The following is a 24,869-nucleotide window of genomic DNA, read 5'->3' on the forward strand; positions in this document are numbered from 1 at the left end:
GTGTGGACGTTTCTACCTACCTACCCGACGAGACGTGGGTTTAACGCGGCCGCTCAGTTCGCCGCAGGTTCGGATCCGACCCACCCGCGGGTGAGAAAGAGCCAGAAGGCGAGGCCGGCGTATTCGCCGTAGCGCTTGAAGCGCCGTTCGATGGTCCGATCCTTCACCTCGCGCCTGCCGGTCAGCCGCGCGTAGGTGGGTCGGGTCCACGAATCGAGGATCAGCCGCGAGTGCCGCCCCAACATCATCATGATGTGCGCCGCCGCATAAGGGCCGACGCCGGGCAGCTGCTGCAGCTGGGCCGCAACCTCGTCGTCGGTGAGGCCCGCGGGAGACGTCGTCGCCCACCTCTCTGGATCGACGCGCCCCTCCGCCACCGTCTCCGCGAGAGCGATGAAGTAGCGTCCCCGGTAACCGGCGCGCACGACGTCTCTATAGAAGTCTTCGCCCGCGGCCATCATCGCTCGAGGACCGGGGAAAGCTCTCCCCCGCCACCCGCTGGCAGGTGCCCCGGCGGCCCGGGGGCCGAGGTGCTCCACCAGAGCGCTCACCATCCGGATCGTGGCGGACCACGCGCAGTTGGTGGTGCAGATCGTCTTCACGATGTCTTCGAACACCGTCGGGCTGCGCAGCATGCGCCCGGCCCCCTGCGCCACCCACGCCAGATCGGGATCGTCTCGCGTCATCGCGTAGAACCCCGACAGGTCCTGATCGAGCCCCAGTACCCGCCGGACGAGCAGCTCTATCTCGGCTCGCGTCGCGGCCGAGGCAGCACGACCCACGATCGCCACCGACACCACGCCCGGCTTCATCTCCCTCACCTCGACGGTGCGCGGTCGCCCATCCCGGAGCGGGAGCGTCATCCGCACGGCGACCGCGTCCGGGAAGGGTTCAAGCGGCGGCAGCGCGGCGAGGCCGTGCGAGGTCAGCGTGCGCTCGAGATCAACGGACTCGCCGCCGGCCCCGACGAGCGGCAACTCGATCGCGGTCACTCGAAGTGGGTGACGAGCTCGAGCACGCGCAACGTGAGACCGAGGTCATCGGCGAAGCCTTCGGCCGGGGATCGATCTTTGAGATCTTCGATGAACGACTCGACGCTCAGATGCTCCGGCGGCACACGGGCAGCCGCCCAGAAGGTCAGCGCGGTCGCCAGCTCCCACGGCTCCCACCACTCCTCGGCGTTCTCGCGCGACCACCGCAAAGCCCACTCCGCCATCTCGGTCTTCGGCCCCTCTTTCAGCCAGTAGACGCCCGCGGCCGCGAACGTCGGATACGCGCCGCCGGTGAAACGCCCCTGCAGATCGGCCTCACCCCGCAGCAGGTCGAAGGCGCGGTGGCCGGGATCGCGCTCGACCGCCAGCAGGCCACAACTCGCGGCTGCCGTCGCCCACACCCGTCCGGCGGCGGGATTGTCGAGATCACCGGGAACGTCTTCGGGCGAGTCCAGCCAGGCCTCGGCGGGTGTGCGCGCCCCCTGCAACCAGTCGGCGGCGCGCGCCGCGGGCGCCGATCCCGCGAGACCGAGAAGCGCGAGGTGACACAGGGCCTCGCCCGTCGCGCCCGGGGATGAACGGCCCGTGGGGCCGACGAACCCGCCATCCTCTGCTTGCGCCGGTATCGCCGGCACCTCGACGGGCTCCTCTCCGCCCAGACGGAGAGCGCGCCACGATTGCCACTCATCGCCCTGCTCGAGGACGCGCTCCAGCGCGAGGTCCGGCTCTATCGACATGCGATGAGATTAAGAGGCAGCAAGTTATGCGTGCCACCCGAAGCGCGCCGCCTTCGGTCGCTCCTCTTGTCTGTCGTCGGGGCTCCTGTTCGGAGGGCGCTGGGGGACGATCGTCAGTCCCGGGAGGTGACTGCGGGGCCCGGACCACGGTCCAGGCGGAGCCACGACTGCGTCCGCGAGCGTGTAGGCGATGTGCTCGTAGTTGATGCGCCAGCCTTGGAAATGCGGCCACGCCTCCTCGGGTGTGCGCTCCATCGGGAAGCCGATCTCCCTCAGCCGGTTCACCCCGCCGACGAACTGCTCGTACGTGAGCTCCGTCGGGTCGTCCGGGAACGGGTCGGGGTCGTACGGGATCCTCAGAACGTCCGCGATGTTGCGGAGACACGTGAACCCCATTCTGAGACACAGTCGTGCTTCTCCGGGCGCGCTAGTCGGAGCGAACGCAAGATAGAGAGCAGCCGAGTCCAGGACCGCGAGCAACGCGAGGACCCACGATCTCAGCGGGTGCGGGCTGCGGAACCAGATCAGCACGGTATAGGTGGTGTGGCTCTCCATCACCTCCGCGGTCCAGCGCTCCCATTCCGCGTACAGATGGCGCAGCTCCTCGATGATCCCCACCATGTGAGCGCGTCCCAGGATCTCCGGCCCCCATGCCGGCGCGCCCGCGCGGCTCTGCAACATCGTCACGAGGGTCTCCCTCTTGTTGAACGCCTGGTAGAGCGTCGGCAGATACGCGATCTGCAGCGCGACCACGATCAAGCCGGTCGCGGCCGCCACGAAATACACGACCGTGGGCCCCGCTCGATCCTGGCCCGCGAACCCAAGCGTCAACATCGACGAGCCGCTCTCCCGCAGTGCCTGACCGATCGTCCCGCCCGTCAGCGGCCACAGGATCAGCGCGAAGCCGAGGAAAAACAAGGTCAGCCACGTCACCAGCAGCGCGAGGAGAGCCATCGGTGCCGCGAAGGCCAGGATCTTGTCCTTCACCTCGTACGACTCGACCAGACGCGAGATCCTGATGACGTTCGTCAGGACGATGCGCCTTCCGACGAACACCGACAGACGGGACGAGACCGCCCGCGGAAGCACGAGGGTCCTGAACAGGCTGCCGGCCGTTCCCACCACGAGTATCAGGCCGACGACGAACGCGATCACCTCGAACACGCTGCGCGCGGCCATGGGCGGAATCCTAGAGGCGGCGCGGGATGGCGTGGCGGGCGCGAGCCACCCCGGGGACACCCACGGCTAGGGTGACCGAATAGTGGCGACAAATGACAAGCTCACGGTCGCGGTGACGGGGCCTACCGGCGCGATCGGTAAAGCACTGATGAACGCGCTGCAACGCGAGCCTGCCGTCGGGCGCGTTGTCGGGATGGCGCGGCGCCCATTCGACCCCCTGTCGCAAGGATGGACGAAGATCCAGTACAGACAGGGCGACGTTTTAGACGAAGCCGCAGTGAGAGGCCTGGTCGCCGGCGCCGACGTCGTGGTTCACCTGGCGTTCTTGATCCTGGGCTCCTACGAGGACACCGCCCGGATCAACCTCGAGGGCTCGCGCAACGTCTTCCAGGCGGCGCTCGACCAGAAGGTGCCGAGGCTCGTCTACACATCCTCGGTCGCGGCGTACGGCTTCCACGAGGACAACCCCGAGCTCCTGGACGAAGACGTTCCCGCACGGGGTTCCGATGACCACTACTACTCCGCGCAGAAGGCCGAGCTGGAGCGAACGCTGCGAGAGCTAGCGGCCACTTCTCCGACCACCGAGCTGTTCGTTTTCCGGCCGTGCATCGTGGCGGGTCCCACCGCAACGGAGCTGATCGAGAACATCCCATACGTGCAACTGGGCGAGAAGCTGCCGGATCCCGTGCGGAAGCTCGTCGGCACGATCCCGCTTCTACGCCCGGTGATCCCTGACCCTGGCGTCCCCTTCCAACTGGTGCACGCCGACGACGTCGCGCAAGCGCTGCTGGCTGCCATCCGGGGGGGCCGCGTTCCGGGGACGTACAACCTGGCGGCCGACGGAGAGATAACCCTGTCGGACCTCGCGCACGCGCTGGGCTGGTACGCGATGCCGATCCCGGAGCTGGCGGTGGACCTCACCGCGCGGATCGTGTCGCGCGTACCGCTCCTCCCCGCCCGCGCGTCGTGGATCGGCGCGCTGCGCGTGCCGGTTCTGATGGACACGACGAAGGCAAAGATGAACCTGGGATGGGAGCCGCAGTACGACGCGTTCGACACGCTCGCCGACACGATCCAGGGGGCACGCGAGCGCGGTTTGATATCAGCGCGGAGGAAAGACGCTTAGGCCGCCGCTGCGGCTAGAGGTTCTCGAGGGCCTTGTCCAACAGCTCCTGGGTTTCCTGCTCGTGCACGCGGTTGCTTCCGGTCGCGGGGCTGGCGCTCTCGGCGCGGGCAGCAACCCTCAGGGTGAGGCGCTTGTCGAGACCGTCCCGAAGTCGATGGTGCACGAACGTCCAGCCGCCCATGTTCTCGGGCTCCTCTTGCACCCACCGAACCTCCGTCGCGTTGGGGTAGCGGGCGAAGATCTCCGTCAGCTGCTCCTTCGGGAAGGGATACAGCTGCTCGACGCGCACGATGGCGGCCGGAGCCTCACGTTCGTTGCGGGCGCCCGCCAGCAGGTAAGCGACCTTCCCCGTGCACAAGAGGATGCGTTTCACGGCCTTCGGGTCTTCCACCTGGATGTCATCGAGCGTCTCGCGGAAGTGACCGGAGACGAACTCATCTGTCTTGCTGCGCGCGTCCGGCAACCGAAGCAGTGACTTCGGCGTGAGGACGACGAGAGGTTTGCGGATCGTGCGGTGGAGTTGGCGGCGCAGGACGTGGAAGTACTGCGCGGGCGTCGTCGGCTGAACCACCTGCATGTTGTCCTCGGCGCAGAGCGTGAGGAACCGCTCGAGCCGCGCGCTCGAGTGCTCGGGGCCTTGGCCTTCGTACCCATGCGGGAGCAACAGCACAAGCCCACTCTCTTGGTCCCACTTGTCCTCACCGGCAGCCAGGAACTGATCGATGATGACCTGCGCCTCGTTGACGAAGTCACCGAACTGCGCCTCCCAGCACACGAGCGCATCGCCGTTCGCCACCGAGTAGCCGTATTCGAAGCCCATGGCGGCGAATTCCGATAGCAAGCTGTCGAAGATCCGGAACGGAGCCTGGCCCTGCCCGAGGTTGCACAGCGGCTGGTATTCCTCCCCCGTCTCGTGATCGACGAGAACCGCGTGTCGCTGGCTGAAGGTCCCGCGGCGGGAGTCCTGGCCGGACAGCCTGACGCTGAAGCCCTCTAGGAGCAGCGAGCCGAAGGCGAGCGCCTCACCGGCAGGCCAATCGATGGCGTCGCGCTCGAGCATGTCGGCGCGCTTCGCGATCTGACGCTGGAGCTTCGGGTGGGGGCGGAAGTCGGTGGGGTAACTGTTCGCGACCTCGTGGATGTACTGCAGCCGGTCGCGCTCCACTCCGGTCTCGGCGGGCGCAACGACGCCCAGCGGGGCGGGTGGCCGGAGCGCACGGATGTCGTCAGTCCGGTCGGCTCCCTTAGTCTCTTCGAACGCTTTCTGCATCCCGGAGCGGAAGTTCTCTAGTGAGCTCTCGGCCTCTTCGATCGTCAGCTCCCCCCGGTTCAGCAGGTACTCGGTGTAGAGCTTCCGGACCGAGCGGCGCTCGTCGATCTGGGAGTACATCAGAGGCTGCGTGAACGCAGGCTCGTCGGCCTCGTTGTGGCCGTAACGGCGGTAGCACATGAGGTCGATGACGATGTCGCGCTTGAAGGCTTGGCGGTAGGCGAAGGCGAGCTTCATCACGCGCACGCACGCCTCAGGATCGTCGCCGTTGACGTGCAGGATCGGGGCCTGGATCATCTTCGCGATGTCGGTCGCGTACAGCGTCGAACGGCCGGACTTCGGCGACGTCGTGAACCCGATGAGGTTGTTCACCACGACGTGGATCGTCCCGCCCGTGCGGTAGCCCTGCAGCGCCGACATGTTGAGCGTCTCGGCGACAACACCCTGCCCTGCGAAGGCGGCGTCTCCGTGGAGAAGGACGGGCAGGACGCGGTCGTGCGCCTCCTCGCCGAGGAGGTCTTGCTTGGCGCGCGCCATGCCCTCGACGACAGGATCGACTGCCTCGAGGTGCGACGGGTTCGAGGCGAGCACCACCGCCAGGTCGTTGCCCGCGCGAGACGTGAAGCGGCCCGTGATCCCGAGGTGGTACTTCACGTCCCCCGACCCCTGCACGGTGTCGGGATCGAGATCACCCTCGAACTCCTTGAATATCTCCGGAAGCGGCTTGCCGACTACATTCGCGAGCACGTTCAAGCGCCCGCGGTGGGACATCCCCATCACGGCCTCGACCATGCCTTGGTCCACCGCCGTCTCGAACAGCGTGTCGAGCATGGGGATCAGGCTCTCGGCCCCCTCCAACGAGAACCGCTTGTGGCCGGTGTACTTCGCATGCAGGAAGCGCTCGAACCCTTCGGCCGCGTTCAGCCGGGCGAGGATGTGCTTCTTGTCTTCCACCGACAGGTCCGCGTGCCCTCGCTCGACCCGTTCCTGGATCCATCGCTTCTGTTGCGGATCCGAGATGTGCATGTACTCGACGCCGATCGTGCGGCTGTATGCATCGCGCAGGGTGTCGAGTATCTGACGGAGCGGTTGGCGCTGGGGGCCGGGGAGGTCTTCGGTGAGGAACTCGCGATCCAGGTCCCACACGCTGAGCCCATAGTGCGAGATGTCCAGCTCTGGGTGTGAGAGGACCTCCCATGCGATCGGGTTCAGGTCCGCCAGCAGGTGGCCGCGTACCCGGTACATGTTGACCAGCTGTGCCACCCGCGCTTGCTTGCGGAGCTCACCGTCCTGGCTCGAGCTGTCGGCGCGGTCGGCGCTCCACCTGACCGGCTCGTACGGCACGCGCAGGGAGGCAAAGATCTCGTCATAGAAGCGCTCGCCGCCGAGGAGCAGGTCGTGCACCTGCGAGAGGAAGAGTCCAGACTCGGCCCCCTGGATCACCCGGTGGTCGTACGTGCTGGTGATGGTCATGACCTTGCCGACGCCGAGGCGCGCGAGGGTCCGCGGGTCCGACGCCTCGTACTCGGGCGGGTATCCGATCGAGCCGGTGCCGACGATCAAACCTTGGTTCGGCATCAGCCGGGGAACCGACAGCCGGGTCCCGACGGTGCCCGGGTTCGTGAGCGTGACGGTGGTGTCGGCGAAATCCTCGGGCGTGAGCTTGTTGTTCCTTACCTTTCGGATGAGCTCCTCGTAGCAGGCGTGGAACTCGGCGAAGTCCAGCTCGTCCGCGTTCTTGATGTTCGGGACCAGCAACACCCGGCTCCCGTCTGACTTCTCGATATCTACAGCGAGGCCGAAGTTGACGTGCTTGCGCTGGACGACGTGTGGCTTGCCGTCGACCTCTGCGTAGCTCGCGTTCATCGCTGGCCGCGCCTGAAGCCCCTTCAGGATCGCCCACCCGATGATGTGGGTGAAGGAGACCTTGCCGCCGCGATGACCGCTAAGCCACCGGTTGATGACGCGGCGGTTCTCCTCCAGGAGCTTCGCGGGAAGCGTTCGGACCGAGGTGGCGGTGGGGATGCCGAGCGAGGCCTCCATGTTCTCGGCGATCCGCGCCGCAACGCCCCGCAGGGGCGTCGCGTCTTCTGGCACCTCTTGGGGGCCGGCTGCAGCGGGAGCGGAGGAAGGCGCAGGACGCGACTCGGGCTGCGCCATGGCTTGCGGCCGCGGCGCCGGTCGCGCCCTCCGGTTCCTCCCGTTGTCGCCGGGGAGGGTGTAGCCCTCGAAGAACTCCTGCCAGGACTCAGATACCGCCTTGGGGTTCTCCTGGTAGCGGCGGTACATCTCCTCTACCAACCACTGGTTGGCGCCGAAGGTCTCTTTGCTGATCTGGGTGCTCTCCACGTCGGTCATCACTATGCCCAACACCGGACAGTCGTATCTCTTCCAGGGTAGCAACCCCCCTTGACGCACCCACTCCGGCGCGTCACGTTGAGGACCAGCGGACCGAGCCGAAGGAGGGTGCACATGTTCATGCAGGTGATCCGAGCGCGCACCACAGACGCAGATGCCGTGAAGAGCGAGATGGATCGGTGGGTGCGGGAGCTAGGCCCCACCGCCGACGGGTGGCTTGGGACGACGGCCGGCGTCACGCCCGACGGTCGGTTCGTGGCGGCGGTCCGCTTCGAGTCCGAAGAGGCGGCCCGGCGCAACAGCGACAGGCCGGAGCAGGGCGAGTGGTGGAATGATCTCGCTCAGCACCTCGAGGGAGAGGCCACGTTCTTCGAGTCGTCCGACGTATCCACATCTCTTGGTGGCGGCTCCGATCAGGCCGGCTTCGTCCAGATCATGGAGGGCAGGGTCAATGACGTCCAGGCGGCGAAGGAGCTGGGCGAGCGGATGGAGGCAGAGATGCCCAAGCGACGCCCCGACCTGATGGGTGCCCTCGACGCCAATCGCGAGGACGGATCGTTCATCTCCGTCCTCTATTTCACATCTCTCGAGGAGGCTCGCCAGGGCGAGAAGGAGATGAATGAGAATCCTCCGCCCGAGATGGCGCAGTGGGATGCGCTGATGGATGGCGAGATGACCTTCTACGACCTCGAGGAGCCCTGGCTCGTCTCGAAGTGAGCGCCGTCGTGCGTCGGCGGAAGTTGCCGGAGGCCTGAGGGAATAGCTGCTCGCCTCCTCCGTTTACGGTGTAAGTAACCGATCTTTAGGAGGAGGCACGCCGTGGGCATCACCTTCACCCGCACGCGGGCCCGGCTCGTCACGCCGGTGTTCCTGCTGGTGATGCTGTCTACTTTCGCCTACTTCGTCGCGCTCGGGATGATCACCCCTACGCTGCCGCGCTACGTCGAGGGCCCGCTCGCCAGCGGGAACCTTGCAGTGGGAATCACCGTCGGCGCTTTCGCTATCACTGCCGTCCTCCTGCGTCCCTTCGTCGGACGCGTCAGCGACAGGCGAGGCCGGAGGATCCTGATCATCGGCGGCGGCCTCGTAGTCGGCGCCTCGATCGTGGGCTACGGAGTGGCGGACTCGTTATGGCCGTTGCTGGTGGCGCGGCTGCTCACGGGAGTGGGCGAAGCCGCGTTCTATGTAGGTGCAGCCACCGTCATCAATGACATCGCCCCCAACGACAGGCGCGGCGAGGCGCTCAGCTATTTCTCGCTGGCGCTGTTCGGAGGTCTCGCGGTCGGCCCGGTGCTCGGCGAAACGATCCTCGAGCGCGTCGACTTCGGCGCGGTCTGGTGGTGGGCGGGAGCCAGTGCAGCGTTCGCGGGATTCGTCGGCTTCCTGGTCACGGAGACGCGCCCCGACGGCGCCGGCGACGGCGCCACGAAGTTGATCCATCGCGGGGCGCTACTGCCTGGGACGGTGCTGGGAACGAACATCTGGGGCCTCGCCACCTTCTCCGCCTTCATCCCGCTGTATGTGTTGCAGATAGGGATGGGCGGGTCTCGCTTCGTCTTCGCGCTGAACTCCGCGATCATCATCTCGATCCGTCTGTTCGGAGCTCGGCTCCCGGACAGGCTGGGTCCTCGGTTGTCGTCGCGGCTCGCCCTCACGGGGGTCGGGCTCGGCTTCCTCGTAATGGCCCTGTGGGCGGAGCCGGTCGGTCTCTACGTCGGCACCGTCTTCTATTCGATCGGGCACGCGCTGCTGTTCCCCGCTCTGATGACGATGGCGATCAACCAGGCGCCGGTCTCGGAGCGCGGCGCGGTGATCGGGACCTTCACCTCTTTCTTCGACCTGTCCTTCGGCATCGGAGCCGCGAGTGCCGGTGCGATCGCATCGCAGGTCGGCTACAACGGCGCCTTCGGGATCGCGGCTCTGGTCGCGGCAGGAGGCCTCGTGCTGCTCGGGTACGTGGGTCGAGCCCGTTCGCGAATCGCCGCACAGCCAGAAGCAGAGGCGGCCTAGCTTCGCCGTTCGCTGCTACGCTGGTTGCGCCCCATGGCGGCCGTAGCTCAGCCAGGTAGAGCACCCGGTTGTGGTCCGGGATGTCGCGGGTTCAAGTCCCGTCGGTCGCCCCACCCCCGCCGTTAGTGGGGCCGTTCCTTTCACTTGGCTCGCGCTATGCGGAAGTAGACGCGAAAAGAGCGCCAGCCGATGCTCATTTACACTCGCCGGCGGGTCGCTAGCTCAATTGGCAGAGCAACGGACTCTTAATCCGTAGGTTCAGGGTTCGATTCCCTGGCGACCCACGCTCGTTTTCCCAGGTCACGGGCTAAATCCGAGTTTTTGTCGTATCCCCGTGATTACGTGAAGTCCGCAATAAGTCCGCGGGACGGCGGCGCGATTTCACGGAGGCTGCGATGGCGCACATCAAGAAGGTCGCTAGGGCAACCAAAGACGGCAAGAAACGGCACGCATGGATGGTCCGTTATCGGGATCCCGATCGTGTCGAACGAGCCCGCACGTTCGCCAAGCGCGTGGATGCCGAGAACTTCGCCTCTTCGATCGAGACGGACATTCTGCGCAATGACTACGTCGATCCTCGTGCCGGCAAAGTGCCCCTGGAGGAATGGGCCAAGAAGTGGGCGGGAGGGCTCACGGTGAAGCCCAAGACGAAGGCGACGTATGAGTCCCTTCTTCGCAGCCGCATCCTGCCGGTGTTCGGGAACCGTCGCCTATCGCAGCTGCATCGGTCGGACATCCAGGAATGGATCGCCTCGATGCTTGAAGAAGGCCTGTCCCCCAGCCGCGCCCGCCAGGCTGTGATCGTTCTGCGGCTAATGCTCGATGCCGCCGTCGACGATCGCCTAATCGCCCGCAATCCTGCCGACCGCATCAAGCTTCCGAAGATCGAGCACAAAGAAGCAGAGTACTTCGACCCCGCCGTTGCGGATCAAATCATCGGCGCCGTTCCCGCCGAATACCGGTTGCTGTTCAAGATCCTCGCCATCCTGGGGCTTCGCTACGGTGAGGCGGTGGTCCTACGGCGTCGCCACGTCGACTTCCTTCGGCGCCGAATTCGCGTCGAGGAATCCATGGCCGAAGTCAGCGGGAAGCTCGTATTCGGCCCGACCAAATCTCACGCCGAACGCTCAATTCCCATCCCGCCATCGCTCCTCGATGAGCTCGAGCAGCACCTGGACTCCATCGACGCCGATCCCGACACGCTGCTCTTCACAGGCGAGAAAGGCGGACCGCTCCGCTATCGGTTCTCCTACATGAACGTTTGGCGCCCCGTTCTTGCTAAGTTGAAGATGCCCGTCGTCGGCATGCATGCACTCCGTCACTCAGCCGCAGCTCGGATGATCTCCGCCGGCGCTTCTCCGAAGGCGGTTCAGTCCATCATGGGCCATCGCTCTGCGGCATTCACCCTTACCGTCTACGGCCACCTTTTTGACGAAGATATGGACGCACTGGCAAGACGCCTGGATAGCTACCCGATCCAACAAACCACGCCCGTTAGGGCCTAATCGCTCTCCTCGGTCGGGACTCAATCTTGAAATGTTTTGGAATGTGTGGTGCTTGATTACGACAGTTCGTGCATTGCTCCGCGCGGGGCGCGTTCTTTTGATCGCATGATGGGCACTGCCATCCCGTGTCGGTCCGCTTCTTCGCTTCCAGTACACGCCTCTGAAGATGTCTTGGTAGTTCGACGCCACTGAAAGAATTGAGTATCGAGGCGCGCGCGGCATCGTCTGGTTCATCTAGCAACTGAAGAACCAGATCGTCGCCTATACGCTGACCAGACTTGTACCTGCGAGCGATCAGCCGGCCCGCCATCCGACGCAAGACAGGGTCATCGCCGGCGAGCCACGTTTCGTATCTGTTCTCATACTCGGCGTCGATCACGCCAACAAGCCACGCAGCCAGATTCCGGGTCACCGGATGAAGAGTGTGAAGAAACTCGTTTACCTTTTTGATAACCGGTTCGGGGTCTGGATATCGAGCTAGCGCTTCCGCAGCCCTCTCGGCGATCCACGCCCCGTTTCTGAGCAACTCGATAAGGGTGTCGCGGAGCGCCTCGGGCGTGGGTACGTGATTCCAGTTCAATTGGACTTCAGTTGCGCCATCAAAGATGTAGAGGGGCGTGCCGATTCCTAGTTGTCCTCCCTCCCAACGAGCTAATTCATCAGCTTCAGCAGACAAGACACCTCTATCAAAGCCACCAAGATCAGCAAACGCACCCAACACGACAGCGAATTCATCGCCACCCTTGATGGCCGCTATTTCGAACTCGGGTCCCGAACCACTAATGTCCAATGTCTCGATGAAATTGGCCAATTCGTCCATTCGTCGTTCCTGGCCAGGAGATAGCTTGGCCGGTGGAGCGAGGTCTGCGATGACGGATAGGAGACTCTTCCAGGACGACCTCAATCGGTCTCGCCACTGACTGAGATCCCTCAATGGCCTGAAGTGCTTTTTCTGGTGAGCGCGCACGATCTCCTCAAACCCAAGCGCACTCAAAATCTCCCCCATCTTTGAAGAGGAGAAGGCAGGGAGGTGATGGTAAGAAAGCTCCATCAACGGATCGGCCAGCTGGGGATACTTAGCTAACAAGCGAGGCGCACCGCTTAGCACGACATCGACGTATCTCATCCACAGTTGCAGCCAGAACACGGTCTCTTAGATCCCGTGGTTTTTCCAGCGGCTCCAAGTCTGGAATATCCTCAATTTCCAGCACGCGGAGGAGCGAATCATCTAGTTCCTTGCTCTCATCTCCCCACTTGAGCAGCACCAATGCCCGCCCGATGTCTGAATGAGGTGACGGCAAATTCTCGGCAATTTGACGCAGGACTTCGGGCCGAATTGTCACCGGGACTGGAATGTGGGCAATTAGCTTCGTAGCTTCCCACGCCCTCGCCGCTGAGATCTTCATGCGTTTCAGCAAGCGATTGATCAGCTTGGACGCCCGTTCCTGGGAAACGGACACTCCTTCGCGCAGAACTCGCGCAGCCAAATTTAAGAGAACCAGGCTTCCACGCCGGGTTGCGATAGCGAACAGTTCGTCTGCAGCATCGGAGGAAAGCGTCGCTACGAGTGATAAGGCTTCGTGACGATTTATATCGTCCGCCGCCTCTCTTATCCACGAGCGTTGATCGGACATTTCCATATCGGAGACTCTTAGCGCCTCACCTACCTCTGCAAACAATCGAACGCGCGCTTCGACAACTGGTGGGGAACCTCGGCTTACGAAGATGCCCGCAGCGTCCCAGAATTCCAGGACGCTGCGCGCCGTTGACTCGGCACGCGCCTTCGGCAACTGCCACCTGTCGCCGGCAAGGTACTCGGCTAGAGCCATTTCAACCTCAGACTCTGAGGCTTGTCCGTTGAGGGCGAGAGAAGATGACACTTGCTTGAAGCCGTCAAGAAGAGCGCGCGTAGCCTCTTCTCCCGCTAGTGAACCCACATCGGACCGTCTTCCGGGCCGAGCTTCCCAACGACGAAGAACACCCACCACGACTTCCTTGAGAACGTTTGCTCGACTCTGCGGTAGAGCCTTCTCGTCTCGTTCCCCGGCCAAAAGGGCCAAGAGAACTACCATCAATGGGCTCTCTTTCAGTGTGGGTTCTCGATCGCACGCCTGTTCGACCCAACCCACGCGTTCGCCTACCCAACTCTGCCTGTGAGCTTCCGGGATTGAGGAGACATCGGCGTACGCGGAAAGTACCGCCTCTATGGCGGAGGCGATGTATTCAGGCGGTTGAACTCTTAGAGCAGCAAAGCCCAAAGAGCGCGCGTCCGCATAGGCGACATCTCTTGTCGATAGAACTATTTCAACATCGGGATGGATGTCGAGCAGCATCTGTCTCAAGCGAACAAGAACGTCATGTCTTCGTTCCCGTGTTTCATCCAGTCCATCTAAGAAAATGGCCACTGTTCCAGTGGATAAGCCGTCTCGAATCGCTTCCTGTACTAGAAGACGATCCGATGGCTCTAGATCCTCCGTAGCCATCCGAAGGAATGAATCCAGAGTTCCTTCGTCGTCCATCCGGTCAACAAACTTCCTCAAATTGATAAGGATGGGAATAGGCCAATCGTCGCGTTCAGCCCAGAACCCCGTCGCTCGGGCAAGAAGGATCGTTTTGCCACCACCTGGTAGTCCCGTGACAACGGATCGACCTCGTCTGCGAAATGCCCACGCCGGCGGCCTGCGATTAGACGAGTCGGCGCCCTCAGGTGAGACTTCGAGACTCATGCCAGCTTCATCAAAGGTCAGCGGCGGTATTTGTGCCGCGAGCGCCGACAAATCAATTTGATTAGCCCTTTGTATTAGCCGCCCTCGGTACCTGCGAAGGGCCAGCCGGCGAGCTTCGATTCGCGCGGACCGCCCACCTTCGATGTCTGCGATGAGGTCAAACCCCGCATCACGCAACACCCTCATCCAGCCCTCGGCAGTTTCACCGAAGCGTTTGGCCGCTAGACTTCTAGCCTCGCGGACCAAGTACCGCCACGCATCCCGACCTTTACCATGCACCACCACGTGACCATCAAGAAGAAGCTCGCCGGTTTCTGCATCGAGGACACCTTCCTCTTCTGACTCCAAAGGAAGGATGACTGCGGTTTTCAGAATTACTTCTTGGTGCGTGAGAGGTATGTCCTCGAGAAGTTTGTGGAGCTTGTCTAGGGCTCCGGCCTGAGGGCCAGACAGTTCGGCAGCCACAGCCCTTTGCCTCGATTCAAGAGCTTCACCTAGACGTCGAATCTCCTCAGTTGGATGAGCGCACGCAACCACTAAACGGTCCGTCTCTGGATTGAGGCCCTCGGCAGCCGCAAGCTTCCACTGATCCACAACCGGCGGAAGGCTCGTCTTTCCAAATCCCAGGCGTCGTTTGGCTTGAAAGAAAACTCTTCCTCCTCCTGACGTAGTTACGTCGATGTCATCGACGCCGCGATCACCCTCAAGCTGGACCCTTTCAGGGACCGAGCTTGCAGGTTGGAGCCGGATTCGGGGAGGAAGGGCAAGCCCGCGAAGACACCGGGCAACAATCCAGGCCGCGACACTCGCCCTATATTCGCCACCCGCTTCGTTGGCAGCGCCTCCGATGCTGGTCCTACGCTTCGTCTGGCGAGATTCGGTCAATGCTTCAGCCTCATCTCCTGTTACTCGGTATTGAGCCCGCGCATGATTCGATTTCGCTGATGCCAGAGTCGGAGGGTTTCGAAGACAACCGCCCGAATCGTTGGCAGGAGCATCAAACGGGCATCGAGTGACCTTTCAAGCTGACCTAGGACTGTCTCGGGTACACGATCTCGAGTTAAGCCAGCCAGAATCAGGTCGAGCACCAAGAGCTTGCGTTCGTTTGTCAGCGGCTCAAGCCACAGATTCCGAATGACATCGGCAGCAAGAATCGTGACGTAGTCATCTCCGTAATCGGTTCCGAAAATCGACTCAACAAATCGAGTTACTTCCTGCGACGAGGCGAACTCGAAGTCACGAAGCGTGTCAAGAACGACTTCGGGCGTGACCCGGAGATATAGGCATCGCCCAGCAGCGAGTTTTGACAGAGCTTGTCGGTGTTGCCCGGCATCAATCAGGTCCCTGTCTCTTAATAGCTCAAGAATTGGTTGAGTCCAGGTTCCCTTCACCGAGTACTCATTACGACTCAAGGCTCTCAATGCGAAGTCATCCGTATACAGAATGCCTGCCAGCTCCTTAGCCAGAAGCGCTGAACTCAGTGCTGCCTTGCCGATGGTGTCTTCCATCTTCGAACGGAGTCTCGCGTCGAGATCTAGCAACTCGTGAGTTGGGCGGATTTCCAGTTTGCTGTTTAGGACTTCGAGGATGTTCTCGTAAAAGGTGCGCTGTTCTTCAAGCTGCTCTGGGGAGAACTCATCCATCACGATTCCGGGTTCGCCACCTCGAAGTTGACCTGTCGCTTCAGGGCCTTGAAGGACATCAGTGGCTCGATTGCGAATCTCATCAGCAACTGCTTGTGAAATAACTACTTGCTTCTTTGTTTTCAGGAGAGAGTCCACGAGTTCGAGGCTCTGCGCAGTAAGGAATCCGACGGTGTCCAGGACGAGGACTTCGGCCTTGCGAGCGTTCTCGAGTTCTTCTTCAAAGTCAGCGAAACCACCGGTCGATACTTTTACCGCCTGCTCTGAGTCGTTGAGAAGTCCAATCCAGACTTCAGCCGGATGCTTCCTCAGCATCTTCGACAAGGTGCTGATGGGAATGAGGCGTGACCGGTAAAACTCAAGAGAAGTTTCGACCTGCTTTCGCTGGGCCTCAAGTACTCGAATGAGCGGGGTCAGGTCATCATCAGCAACCTGAAAGCGATGAAGGCCCTCATGCTCAGGGAATCGAGTTCCGAACTCGAGAAGGGTCTCTTGAAACGCGAAGACATACTTGCTCTGGACATCCGTGACTTCGTAAGTAAGTTCTTCAATCCCTTCCCTGATCTTGGCCTCGTCGCCCTTGCGAAGTCCGATGAGCCGCTGCGCGAGGCTGTCCTCTGGAGGCAACTCATCCGGGCGGCGAGGGAGATCTTCATCAACGATGAGGAAATGCCTCTCTCCATCCCCGCTCCGCAGGTGAACTGCGGTATCGAGACCGACGGTTTCGACGTCTAGAAGTTTCTTGTCCTCCTCCTCCCTATTGAGAAACGCACCCACGTAGGCGAGGTGAATCTCCGGATCGTCGAACGCTAGTCTGCGTGCTCGATATGCGAGCGGAAGGACTCCCCCTTCTCCGACTGCCATGCGAGCGTGGGCGAGCTGCATCAACTCCCGGGGATCGTTCTCAATGCTCGCGACATCAACCTTTTTCAGAAGACGCCCAGCCTCCGCCTTGTTCCCCGTCTCAATCGCTAGAAGGACTGCCTGTAAGCGGTGGGATTGGCGATCTGGCTCGAGCTCAGCAAGCATAACGAACAACTCCCGCGCACGATCCATCTCGCCGATCCGCGCTAGCACCAGAGCCTCAATCTCGGTAATCACCGGGATTGCTCCTCCAACTGCTTCTCGCATCGACGTAGCAAGTTCCAATGCCAACCTCAGCGACCCCGAGTTATAGAGGGCGGTGATGTACCGCTTTCCGATATCACGTTCCGACGAGGGATCAACGACTTCCCGGTAGAGCGATGCCGCCTCTCCGAATTCGCCCTTATCGAACAGCGCGTCGGCGAGATCCATGATTATCCGTTCGCGCAAATTCCTCGTCGCAAGGCCTAGCGCCTGTCGAAGTTGAATCAGGTAACCGTCGCTGTCTCCCGTACGCCGCAAGTGGCGTGCGTAGACCCACAATGCAGAAGGATCAGTTGAAGACTCGAGGAGTCGTCCAACAAGCTGCTCGATTTCAGCTACAGCTTGCGACTTCTCATATGCATGGAGAAGAACGTCGACGGTTAGAGCGTCCCATTCAGCGACGTCATCAGGAAGCCAAGGCTTTAGAAGCTCCGGAATTTCTTTTGGCCGACCAGCCTCTCCCAGAGCCTGTGCCAATTTGAATGCTTTCTCGTGAGAAGGATCGGCCTCATACGTTCGTCGTAAGAAGTCAATTGCGTCCTCGGCCTCACCGCGTGCGAGCAGCAGGAGGCCCATATTCGCTACGGCGAGCCGGTGGGTTGAGTCGCGCTCTAAAGCTCGCTTGACATCCGCGATTGCATCCTCATCTCGACCCAGCATTACGCGAACTGCAGCCCTGCTCGCGAGAGCGTCCGTCAGTAACGCCGCTCCCTCTTGTTCCGCAAGCTGGTCGACCGCTGATGTGAAGGCAGCATCTGCCTTGGCCAGGGAATCCAGGTCGCTTAGTTCAATACGCCAATACAACGGCGGATCTTTTTGAAGACGCTCCTGGACGCCAGCAAATATTGCCGATCCCAAGTACAGGTCTATTTGCGGACTCGAACCGCCCTGATCTAGAGATCGTCGCAAGAGATCCTCCGCCTCGGTATATCGACCCTGCTTAAAACGCACGACGCCCAGCGAGGCGAGGAGACCGGAGTCCTCCGTGTCCTTAATTTCAGTGGCGATGGCCTCCAGTTCGTCGACACCACCGGAACTCGCAAGGCATGAGAGCAGAGTGCCTTTGGCGTGAGCGTGTTGTGAATCGATCTCAAGAGCTCTCCGAGCATGCTTCAGGGCAGTTGTGACGTCGTCGTTGAGAAGCTCGACCAATGCGAGATTGGCAAGGGCGTCCGCAGATCTCGGCTGCCACTCGTATGCAGAGAGCAGATGCTCATAGGCCTTTTCCAGGTTGCCGAGTTCGAGGTATGTCGACCCCAAGACAGTCGCAATCCGAAACCGCAAGAACGGATCGTCGATTGATTCGGCTTCTACGTCGTTGAGGATTTGAAGAGCAGCGGCGTGTGCGCTACTCGGTTTGCCGCCCTTTAGGAGATCGCGAGCGACGTCGATTCTGGCATGAATCTTGTCATTCTCAGATGTCGTCGGCTTTTCTTGAGCCGTATTTATCTCGTGGATGATCCGGGCTTCCATACGGTGGAGCTGCCCTTCCATCCCGTGGATTTGCCCTTCCACTCCCTGAACAGAATCCAGAGCGCGTTCGAGATATTGCTCAGTACGGGCCTGATTTCGTTCGTCACGGGCGCTCTTCACAGCGAGTCCGTAAGGGCTCTTAAGCATCTCCTCGTGAAGGATCACTGCAAATGTCTGCAGTACGACCGCAGCAACTTCGAGAGTCCTCCTGTCGTCCTCGTAGAAGAAACCGGTAAGTGCAACAAAGTCATGGGCAACCTGAATGACATCCAAATCACGGTGACCCACCGCAACGCGCGCCATGAGGTCTCGGAATGCCGGACCGGTGGACCACTTCCTAAGCGAGTGGTCAATCTCAATCCCGCTGAAGAGATTCTGCGTGCGATTGATCGCGGTTCCGATTGGGGTTTCACTAAACAGCTTGGTCCCTGCCCACTTTGCAAGAAGACCGAGGACCGGATTCGCAATCCCTATGAGCTCACCCGCAATATCTAGGGTCGGCCCGGGTTTTTCGGAATGCTTTTCAATCTCAGTGGCGAGCGACCGTCCCACCAAGGCCTCTAGGGATTCATGTTCAGCCTCGCCCAGCCTCGTTCGTTGCGTCCTCAGTTCCAAGGCCGCGTTAATGGCCGCTAGCGAGGTCGCCGTGTCCAGTCCAACTTCAACCTCCTGCCCCAAGCGCTCATGGAACCAACGAGCGACATCACTCCAGCGCCAAAGGCGAGATTTCGAATCCACCAAAGTGACAGGCCGTGGAAAGTCGCCGGGGCCACGTTTACCTTCAACGAGAAGCCGGACGCTCTCTCTGCTTCGCTTTGTTCGCTCCGCGATGCCCGAAAGCGTGACGAGATCATCGGGTTCGACCCGCACGACAGCAGACTCGGGAAGCGTGCGCTCTAGAACACGGATTGCCTCGGAGATCACCTTGAGAGCGTCGGCACCCTTTCGAGCGATGTCGACAAAGATCAGCCCGTCTCGTTCTGTGAATGTGGCGTCGTCGAGGCCGGCCTCGAACAAGGCATCAAGGTCGTCCCCCGTCAGCTCTCTGGGATGAGAGATGACCAGTGTGAACTCATGCGCTGAGCTACTCACGAAGACTTCTCCCCGTCATGTGTACGCAGCGACCAACTGCCGCCCGAATCTGTTTGGCATGGAGCGCGGCGTCCCGAGGTGTGCACCAAATACTCGTGCGACACCCATCTCTCGCCTCTCGGGGACACAGAGCCTGACCCCAGGCGTGACCTGCCCTAGAGCGCGAAGGCAAGATGCGCCACCAACGCGATTCCGCGTACCGAAGGGCTTCCTCGATGTCCTTGTCGGGATGAGCTCGTCGCACGACGGGAGCCTACACGCGGCTTGTTGCAGGTTGGCAACACGCAGCACCATGTCAACGATCCTACCTAAGGACGCCCTCGGCTTCCGACCACCACGTTCGACAGCTATTTCGAATATTGCACTTATTTCAGATAGCTGCTAGGGTTCCCTCGAGGAAAAGACGCAGGAGGTGAACCGCATGACGATCACGCTCGATCCCCAGCAGGGGGCGCTCGCCAAGGAAGCCGCCGGAGTGGCGGAGGTATTGGAGCACGCCGAAAACGAGAGCGAACCGGCGCGACTCATGGATTCCCATGGCCACGAAGTGGAACTGCCTGCCCCCTTTTTCGAGGTCCTAAGTTCGATCGCCGACCAGCTTCAGCGGGGTCACGGGGTCGTCGTGATGCCACTTCACAAATTGCTGACCAGCAATCAGGCAGCCGAAATCCTCAACGTCTCCAGGCCGTATCTGATCAAGCTGCTCGACGAGAAGGTGATTCCCTTCGAATACGTCGGCACGCATAGGCGCATCCGCCTGAGCGATCTTCTCTCCTATCAAGAGGTCCGCAATCGCGCTCGAGAAGACGCACTGGCCGAAATGGTCCGCATGGGGGAAGAGAACTCACTCCCCTATTAGCTCCAATTCTGAGCGACGAACTAGGGTCGAGGCATGCCGTTCATCGCGACCTTCGACGCCAATGTTCTGTATCCCATCAGCCTTTGCGACCTCTTCATTACGACCCTCGAAAGCGGTCTCTACCGCGCGCATTGGAGTACAGAGATTCTGGCCGAAGTCGGCCGCACCTATCAGAGAAATTTCCCTGAGAAGGACCTTTCCCTTATTCAACGCAGGATTGATCTGATGAACGTGGCGGAGCCGGCGGCGCTCATCGATCCGCCTCGCGAACTCATAGATGCGATGACGAATGATCCGAAGGACCGCCATGTACTCGCGACAGCGGTTGCGGTGGGGGCCGATGTGCTTGTGACATTCAACCTTGATGACTTCCCTGAGGATTCCTGCAGCCCGTACGGAGTCGAACCACAGCACCCTGATGAGTTCGTAGAGCATCTGGTCGACCTCGATCCGACGGCCATTTGGAGGTCCCTAGAAAAGATGGCAGGTCGACGCAGGAATCCGCCGGCAACTCCGGAAGATGTGCGCTCCTATTTGGCGGAGCATGACTTGCCAGGAGCGATGCGGCTACTGGCCGAAACGGAACGAGGTCGTACTTAAGTCAGGCAGATCAAACTGCTTGAACAACTCTTGGCGCGGATACGAATCTGACGACCGAAGGGTCTCCTGCCACCGATACGACGCTCGACGGTCGTGACCGAGTTGCCTTATCTCGAACCGATCCGTGATCTTGTCTCGTAAGTACGACGGAACCCGCTGCTCGCACTACCGTCGACGTCCCGGTTCCACTCCCTAGGAGCTCGGGCAGGGAACCCTTGCTCATGTGGTCCTCAATACCAGATGGCTGCCTTGCCGCCATCAGCGAGTTCTTCCGGAGGATCCGGAAGGCTTACGCCTTTACCTCTGGCTATCCGGTCAGCGGTCCATGCTGCTGCGGCAGCGTCCAGCACATCATCGACCGGAGCGAGACCTGCTTCGCCCAGCCCGTCGGGAAGCACGATGTCGTGCTGCGCTAGAAGCTGTCGTCGGATAGCGGCGCCGTTCCATGACTTCTTCGAATACTTCAGCGTCTGGCCGGCCATCGCCCGGAACGAGACCTCTGGATGAACCTCGACGACGCGCTCGTCACTCCTGGCGGCCTCGTCCACTTCCAGGATCTTGGGAGCGAGCCCAAAGCTCTGCTTCGAAATGCCGACAACCCCGAGGTTGCGCGTGACCTCAAGCGCCTCCTGATAGGTCGCTGCCTCGAGCACTGCGCGAGGTGGGGTCGAGAACACGCTGCTACGGCGTGGACCGACGAACGTTCGAGCGAGCGCGTCTGCCTGCCGCGCGTCCCTGGCCGGAAGCCCGATCGGAATATCAACCCCGACGACAGAAGCCCCCGAATGGTCCTCCAGGAGTTGCTCTATTCGACCGTAGACGCCGCATCGTTCGACCAATCGATCACGCAGGGCGACCGTCACCCATCCCCCCTTATAGGCATCGACACCCACCACGACATTCATCGCCCTAGAGACTCATCTCCAAGCTACGTTCGAGGCCGACGTCGTTGTCATGAGAGCGGCCCAAGCGTCGGCCGTTGTGTTCCTCGATGTGTCGCTCCACCTGCTCCTTCTCCCACCGCTGGTCAGCATTGCGCGGCTCTGGTCCGAGTGCTCGTTTCTCATCGGTGATTCCGTATCGCTCCCGATAGCCCTCGATGGCCGAAACTGCCTTGCGCCACTCATGCTTCTCCGACGGACGCTCCGGCATTGCTCCGACCCAGCTCTCTAGATACTTCGGCAGGTTGTTCTCTCGATCACGGAGCGTGGCCCGGTTGCGGCGCTCCAGTTCGCTCTCGATCTCCTCTACGCGTGTCACTAACGGACTCTGCTCCCGAGTCCAGCGATCCCACTGCTGTTGCGACTGGACGAGCTCATTCTCTTGATCGGCTAGCAACCGCAGTTTCCCCGTCAGGCTGTTCTGGGCCCGCCTCGAGCGGTTGACCTTTCGGCGGAGTCTCTCGACCTCGGCCTTCCGGCGCGCCTTGGCGACAGCTCCCATGGAGGCGAGCTTCTCCTCCGCCTCGGCGGCCGCGCGACGCTCCTGCTGCAGCAACTGACCTATCCGCTCAACCTCTTGGCGCACCTGGATCAACTTGTCCCTCGGATCACGGGGACCTCGTGACAATTGCTCGTAGATCGTCTCTTGCTCGACCCGGAGCGACTTCGAGTCCTTCTCCGCGATGTCGCCGTACGGGTCAAAGGCGAGCGACTTAGCCCTGCTCCGTTCCAGAGAACGCACGAGTTGATCCACCTGGTAAGGGCGTTCGACGGCTCCACCGACATCGTCGCGACCGTGACCATCGCCCATGACAACGTAGAGGCGGTTTTCCTCGCGGCCGCGAGACATCGCGACGTAGCCCCACTCTCTGTAGAGCGAATCATCGCCCAGCACGAACGACCGATCTGTGGTCATCCCTTGCGCCTTGTGGCCCGTGATGGCGTAGGCGTGAGTGACGTGACCAGCTTCCAGATATTCGGTCGAGAGGGTCACGATTCGGTCGTCGGCCAAGCGGACCTCTAGCTGACCAGCATGGAGGTCAACGCTCTGGACCACCCCTCGGCTGCCGTTGATGACGCCAAGACTGCGCTCGTTGCGAAGAGTCATTACCTCGTCGCCGACGGCGAAGGGCCGGCCACGCATGACTAGCTCCTCGTCGCCCAAGACACCCTCTGCCTTGAGGATCGTCCGAGCCTTGTCATTGAGATCCGCAACATCCGCCTTGCGCGCCGCGATCATCACCGCCTGCCCTTGCTGCGAGGCCTGCCACCAATCAGCAACCAATGCGGCTCGCGTCTCTGCAGCATCTCTCCCGACCACGAGTCGGTCACGCTCGCCGTACACCTCGACCGCCTCGGCTGACCGGCCTTCGCGGAGAAGCTCGAGAGCATCGCGCTCCCACGAGTTGGTCTGACGTCTCACCTCGGACAACTCGATTGCCGGAAGCTGTTCCTTCAACGCCCGGAAGGCTCCCCCAGCAGCGATCTCCGGGAGCTGCTTGTCGTCGCCGACGAGGACGACCTTGGCGCCAGCGTCCTCGGCGTGGTTCAGAAGCGCGTCGAGCTGGCGGGTCCCGACCATCCCGGCTTCATCGACCACGACGACCGAATCACTATCAAGGCCAGGCGCGTTCCAATCATCGAGATCCTTCATCAGGGCTGCCAGCGTGGAGCTTTCGATTCCAGAACCCGCCTGGAGCTCCTTGGCGGCGCGAGCCGACAGCGCACACCCGATGACCTTGATCCCAGACGATTCCCACACTTCACGGGCCGCATCGAGAGCGAACGTCTTGCCGGCGCCTGCCTTACCAACCGCGACGTCCACACCTCTGCCGCTGCGCGTCAGGCCTTCGACCATTCGGTGCTGCTCGGGCGTGAGCGAGCTTCGACGCGCCAGGATCTCTCTCAGGACAGCTCTGTCGGCGATCCCGACGGAGTCCGTCTGCCGATCGACTGCTCGGCGGATGAGCCGTTCTTCGAGTCGGATCAGCTCCTTGGTCGAATAGCGGGTGCCGTCGTTCACCGCCGGCACGACCTGACCATTGGCGAGCCGCAGCGAGCTCGAGGTGAGCAGGAAGTCGGACTTGGCCGCCGACAGCCGCACGACGAGATCGGAAGAAAGGAGTCGCTCCGCCTCCCTCTCGATCTCTAAGGCCGAGACGGCCGGCCCGCGTCGCTCACAGAGGGCCTGGATCACCTCGCGCACGGTGAAGCTGCTCGCATCCCGCGTAAGTCCATCCGGCCCGAACAGCTCCTCCGCGAGATCACGCGACAAACGCCTCCGGGTCTCCTGAGTCCGATCCAGCACGTTCGCCAGATCGTTGCGGGTCAGACCGACCCCCTTCGCGCGTCGCTCCCACTCAGGCTGGAGGCCCTCAGGACGAACCTTGTGATCCTTGGCGCGGCGAGTGTCGAGGGTCGCGACCTGAGCGGCCCTGGCGCTGTGCTCCCCGCGCTGCTCCATGCGGATCTCGATCTCCGCGCGTCGACGGGAGAACTCGGTGATGGTTGCCCGCGGGATGCCCTCGATCTCAGCCGTGCCGTTGCGAACCTGCGTCCACTCCACCCCGAGCCGACGGGTCAGTTCCTTGCGGAGCTGAGCTTGGTAGAGATAGCCGGCCGTTTTGGCGTGGCTGTAGAGGAGGCGCCCATCGAGAGCGCTCCACTTGTGGTCCCAGCAATGGATGAGATTCGCGACGAGCACATGGGTGTGGAGCAGGGGGTCGCCGGCGCGCGAGGTCCGGTGGCGGAAGGCGGCCGCCACGAAACCGGATGAGCCGATCGGCTCGACTCCATCTGTCCCGCGCCGGCCGACGGCGGTATGGCGTTCGAGGTAGGCGAGGGCGGCGGCAATCGCGGCGTCGTGAGCATTCACGACCTCGTTCGAGGCGTCCTTAGGACCCAGCGCGTGGAGCAGCGAGACGGACTTCGGGGCCCGGAAGGTGAGATCGAACCCGGGCATGCGGGCCTTGTGCTGGCGGTGGCTGATCACCTCGCCGGTCGCCGGATCGGACCCCTCGAGGACTGGCGTCAGCGCCCGTTCGAGCACCCGACCTTCGAGCCCGAGGTCGGTGGCTCCGCCTCCGAGCCAGTAGCCCGGGGGCTCCCCGGACCCCATGTAGTAGTCCTCGACCCCGCGGGCGACCGAGTTCAGGTAGTAGTGCTGCTGCCCTCTGGCCAGCTTGCCGATGTTGAGCATTCCGCCACCGCCGATTTGACCTCTAAATCCC

15 protein-coding genes and 2 tRNA genes are annotated in these 24,869 nt (G+C 62.0%); 8 read left to right on the forward strand and 9 right to left on the reverse strand.

Annotation, left to right across the window (positions count from 1 at the left end; all coding sequences use genetic code 11):
* Window positions 1-53 precede the first annotated feature (53 nt).
* Genes M3N53_08700 through M3N53_08710 form a run of 3 tightly spaced genes read right to left on the reverse strand, consistent with a single transcriptional unit; the run spans window position 54 to window position 2,908 of the window.
* A complete protein-coding gene (locus M3N53_08700) occupies window positions 54-992 on the reverse strand; it encodes a Fe-S cluster assembly protein HesB (protein ID MDP9068405.1) in 939 nt (312 codons plus the stop codon).
* Entirely contained in the window at window positions 989-1,729 is a 741-nt protein-coding gene (locus tag M3N53_08705; GenBank protein ID MDP9068406.1) for a hypothetical protein, read from the reverse strand. Before M3N53_08705 ends, M3N53_08700 begins: the two co-directional genes overlap by 4 nt.
* 24 nt (window positions 1,730-1,753) lie before the next feature.
* A complete protein-coding gene (locus M3N53_08710; protein MDP9068407.1) occupies window positions 1,754-2,908 on the reverse strand; it encodes a hypothetical protein in 1,155 nt (384 codons plus the stop codon).
* A gap of 148 nt (window positions 2,909-3,056) precedes the next feature.
* On the opposite strand from M3N53_08710, the gene M3N53_08715 reads away from it, so the two are divergent.
* Window positions 3,057-4,034, forward strand: coding sequence for an NAD-dependent epimerase/dehydratase family protein (locus M3N53_08715; protein ID MDP9068408.1), 978 nt, complete (start codon window positions 3,057-3,059; stop codon window positions 4,032-4,034).
* A gap of 13 nt (window positions 4,035-4,047) precedes the next feature.
* Here M3N53_08715 and M3N53_08720 read toward each other — a convergent pair whose 3' ends face one another.
* Window positions 4,048-7,662: a multifunctional oxoglutarate decarboxylase/oxoglutarate dehydrogenase thiamine pyrophosphate-binding subunit/dihydrolipoyllysine-residue succinyltransferase subunit gene (locus M3N53_08720; protein MDP9068409.1), complete on the reverse strand. Its 3,615-nt coding sequence runs from the start codon at window positions 7,660-7,662 to the stop codon at window positions 4,048-4,050.
* 114 nt (window positions 7,663-7,776) lie between these two features.
* Between M3N53_08720 and M3N53_08725 the strand changes: the two genes are divergently transcribed.
* The 5 genes from M3N53_08725 to M3N53_08745 all read left to right on the forward strand — a co-directional run bounded on the left by M3N53_08725 (window position 7,777) and on the right by M3N53_08745 (window position 11,177).
* A complete protein-coding gene (locus M3N53_08725; GenBank protein MDP9068410.1) occupies window positions 7,777-8,379 on the forward strand; it encodes a hypothetical protein in 603 nt (200 codons plus the stop codon).
* Window positions 8,380-8,481: 102 nt separating this feature from the next.
* Window positions 8,482-9,672: an MFS transporter gene (locus M3N53_08730; protein ID MDP9068411.1), complete on the forward strand. Its 1,191-nt coding sequence runs from the start codon at window positions 8,482-8,484 to the stop codon at window positions 9,670-9,672.
* A gap of 36 nt (window positions 9,673-9,708) precedes the next feature.
* A tRNA-His gene (locus M3N53_08735) sits at window positions 9,709-9,785 on the forward strand.
* 98 nt (window positions 9,786-9,883) lie between these two features.
* Window positions 9,884-9,956 (forward strand) — tRNA-Lys (locus tag M3N53_08740).
* A 111-nt stretch (window positions 9,957-10,067) separates the two neighbouring features.
* Entirely contained in the window at window positions 10,068-11,177 is a 1,110-nt protein-coding gene (locus M3N53_08745; GenBank protein MDP9068412.1) for a site-specific integrase, read from the forward strand.
* On the opposite strand, the gene M3N53_08750 is transcribed toward M3N53_08745, so the two are convergent.
* The 3 genes from M3N53_08750 to M3N53_08760 form a co-directional block, all read right to left on the reverse strand.
* A complete protein-coding gene (locus M3N53_08750) occupies window positions 11,167-11,997 on the reverse strand; it encodes a hypothetical protein (protein MDP9068413.1) in 831 nt (276 codons plus the stop codon). The genes M3N53_08745 and M3N53_08750 overlap by 11 nt on opposite strands.
* Before the next feature lie 256 nt (window positions 11,998-12,253).
* On the reverse strand, window positions 12,254-14,497 hold the full coding sequence (locus M3N53_08755; GenBank protein ID MDP9068414.1) for a hypothetical protein: 2,244 nt from the start codon (window positions 14,495-14,497) through the stop codon (window positions 12,254-12,256).
* 311 nt (window positions 14,498-14,808) lie between these two features.
* The gene (locus tag M3N53_08760; GenBank protein ID MDP9068415.1) at window positions 14,809-19,239 is read right to left on the reverse strand and encodes a tetratricopeptide repeat protein; all 4,431 of its coding nucleotides are present in this window, start codon (window positions 19,237-19,239) and stop codon (window positions 14,809-14,811) included.
* A gap of 421 nt (window positions 19,240-19,660) precedes the next feature.
* Here M3N53_08760 and M3N53_08765 point away from each other — a divergent pair, with 421 nt between their 5' ends.
* Both M3N53_08765 and M3N53_08770 read left to right on the forward strand, forming a co-directional pair.
* Window positions 19,661-20,098, forward strand: a complete 438-nt coding sequence (locus M3N53_08765) for a helix-turn-helix domain-containing protein (protein MDP9068416.1) — start codon at window positions 19,661-19,663, stop codon at window positions 20,096-20,098.
* Window positions 20,099-20,131: 33 nt separating this feature from the next.
* Complete coding sequence (locus M3N53_08770; GenBank protein MDP9068417.1) at window positions 20,132-20,698, forward strand: PIN domain-containing protein; 567 nt, start codon at window positions 20,132-20,134, stop codon at window positions 20,696-20,698.
* A 230-nt stretch (window positions 20,699-20,928) separates the two neighbouring features.
* On the opposite strand, the gene M3N53_08775 is transcribed toward M3N53_08770, so the two are convergent.
* Both M3N53_08775 and M3N53_08780 read right to left on the reverse strand, forming a co-directional pair.
* Window positions 20,929-21,603, reverse strand: coding sequence for a DUF429 domain-containing protein (locus tag M3N53_08775; GenBank protein MDP9068418.1), 675 nt, complete (start codon window positions 21,601-21,603; stop codon window positions 20,929-20,931).
* Between the two features lie 4 nt (window positions 21,604-21,607).
* Window positions 21,608-24,838 (reverse strand): relaxase domain-containing protein, encoded by a 3,231-nt coding sequence (locus M3N53_08780; GenBank protein ID MDP9068419.1) that lies wholly within the window; start codon window positions 24,836-24,838, stop codon window positions 21,608-21,610.
* Window positions 24,839-24,869 lie beyond the last annotated feature (31 nt).

The sequence above is a fragment of the Actinomycetota bacterium genome (assembly GCA_030776625.1).
Taxonomy (GTDB): domain Bacteria; phylum Actinomycetota; class CADDZG01; order CADDZG01; family WHSQ01; genus MB1-2.